The sequence below is a fragment of the Streptomyces sp. NPDC055189 genome (assembly GCF_053606765.1).
The window spans coordinates 1-2,584 of sequence record NZ_JBSGSG010000183.1 but is presented as its reverse complement, the minus strand read 5'-3'; the positions used below and the strand labels follow the sequence as shown (position 1 = coordinate 2,584).

Sequence of the window (2,584 nt, the reverse complement as noted above, 5' to 3'; positions counted from 1 at the left end):
CAACCTTTTTAGGTTAAGTTAGTAAGGGCGCACGGTGAATGCCTTGGCACTAGGAGCCGATGAAGGACGGGACTAACACCGATATGCTTCGGGGAGCTGTAAGCAAGCTTTGATCCGGAGATTTCCGAATGGGGAAACCCACCACTCGTAATGGAGTGGTATCCATATCTGAATTCATAGGATATGAGAAGGCAGACCCGGGGAACTGAAACATCTAAGTACCCGGAGGAAGAGAAAGCAAATGCGATTTCCTGAGTAGCGGCGAGCGAAACGGAATTAGCCCAAACCAAGAGGCTTGCCTCTTGGGGTTGTAGGACACTCTGTACGGAGTTACAAAGGAACGAAGTAAATGAAGAGGTCTGGAAAGGCCCGCCATAGGAGGTAACAGCCCTGTAGTCAAAACTTCGTTCCCTCCTGAGTGGATCCTGAGTACGGCGGAACACGTGAAATTCCGTCGGAAGCTGGGAGGACCATCTCCCAAGGCTAAATACTCCCTAGTGACCGATAGTGAACCAGTACCGTGAGGGAAAGGTGAAAAGCACCCCGGAAGGGGAGTGAAAGAGATCCTGAAACCGTGTGCCTACAAGTAGTCAGAGCCCGTTAACGGGTGATGGCGTGCCTTTTGTAGAATGAACCGGCGAGTTACGATCCCGTGCAAGGTTAAGCAGAAGATGCGGAGCCGCAGCGAAAGCGAGTCTGAATAGGGCGAATTGAGTACGTGGTCGTAGACCCGAAACCAGGTGATCTACCCATGTCCAGGGTGAAGTTCAGGTAACACTGAATGGAGGCCCGAACCCACGCACGTTGAAAAGTGCGGGGATGAGGTGTGGGTAGCGGAGAAATTCCAATCGAACCTGGAGATAGCTGGTTCTCTCCGAAATAGCTTTAGGGCTAGCCTCAAGGTAAGAGTCTTGGAGGTAGAGCACTGATTGGACTAGGGGCCCCTACCGGGTTACCGAATTCAGTCAAACTCCGAATGCCAATGACTTATCCTTGGGAGTCAGACTGCGAGTGATAAGATCCGTAGTCGAAAGGGAAACAGCCCAGACCACCAGCTAAGGTCCCAAAGTATACGTTAAGTGGAAAAGGATGTGGAGTTGCTTAGACAACCAGGATGTTGGCTTAGAAGCAGCCACCATTTAAAGAGTGCGTAATAGCTCACTGGTCGAGTGACTCTGCGCCGAAAATGTACCGGGGCTAAACGTATCACCGAAGCTGCGGACTGTTCTTCGAACAGTGGTAGGAGAGCGTTCTAAGGGCTGTGAAGCCAGACCGGAAGGACTGGTGGAGCGCTTAGAAGTGAGAATGCCGGTATGAGTAGCGAAAGAGGGGTGAGAATCCCCTCCACCGAATGCCTAAGGTTTCCTGAGGAAGGCTCGTCCGCTCAGGGTTAGTCGGGACCTAAGCCGAGGCCGAAAGGCGTAGGCGATGGACAACAGGTTGATATTCCTGTACCACCTCTTCACCGTTTGAGCAATGGGGGGACGCAGGAGGATAGGGTAAGCGCGCTGTTGGATATGCGCGTCCAAGCAGTTAGGCTGGGAAATAGGCAAATCCGTTTCCCATAAGGCTGAGCTGTGATGGCGAGCGAAATATAGTAGCGAAGTTCCTGATTCCACACTGCCAAGAAAAGCCTCTAGCGAGGTGAGAGGTGCCCGTACCGCAAACCGACACAGGTAGGCGAGGAGAGAATCCTAAGGTGATCGAGAGAACTCTCGTTAAGGAACTCGGCAAAATGACCCCGTAACTTCGGGAGAAGGGGTGCTCTGTTAGGGTGCAAGCCCGAGAGAGCCGCAGTGAATAGGCCCAGGCGACTGTTTAGCAAAAACACAGGTCTCTGCGAAGCCGTAAGGCGAAGTATAGGGGCTGACGCCTGCCCGGTGCTGGAAGGTTAAGAGGAGCGCTTAGCGTAAGCGAAGGTGCGAATTGAAGCCCCAGTAAACGGCGGCCGTAACTATAACGGTCCTAAGGTAGCGAAATTCCTTGTCGGGTAAGTTCCGACCCGCACGAAAGGCGCAACGATCTGGGCACTGTCTCAACGAGAGACTCGGTGAAATTATAGTACCTGTGAAGATGCAGGTTACCCGCGACAGGACGGAAAGACCCCGTGGAGCTTTACTGCAGCCTGATATTGAATTTTGGTACAGCTTGTACAGGATAGGTAGGAGCCTTGGAAACCGGAGCGCCAGCTTCGGTGGAGGCATCGGTGGGATACTACCCTGGCTGTATTGACCTTCTAACCCGCCGCCCTTATCGGGCGGGGAGACAGTGTCAGGTGGGCAGTTTGACTGGGGCGGTCGCCTCCTAAAAGGTAACGGAGGCGCCCAAAGGTTCCCTCAGAATGGTTGGAAATCATTCGCAGAGTGTAAAGGCACAAGGGAGCTTGACTGCGAGACCTACAAGTCGAGCAGGGACGAAAGTCGGGCTTAGTGATCCGGTGGTTCCGCATGGAAGGGCCATCGCTCAACGGATAAAAGCTACCCCGGGGATAACAGGCTTATCTCCCCCAAGAGTCCACATCGACGGGGAGGTTTGGCACCTCGATGTCGGCTCATCGCATCCTGGGGCTGGAGTCGGTCCCAAG

At 53.5% G+C, this 2,584-nt stretch carries 1 rRNA gene; it reads left to right on the top strand.

Annotation, left to right across the window (positions count from 1 at the left end):
• Window positions 1-11 precede the first annotated feature (11 nt).
• A 23S ribosomal RNA gene (locus ACWFR3_RS46690) occupies window positions 12-2,584 on the top strand; the annotation flags it as partial.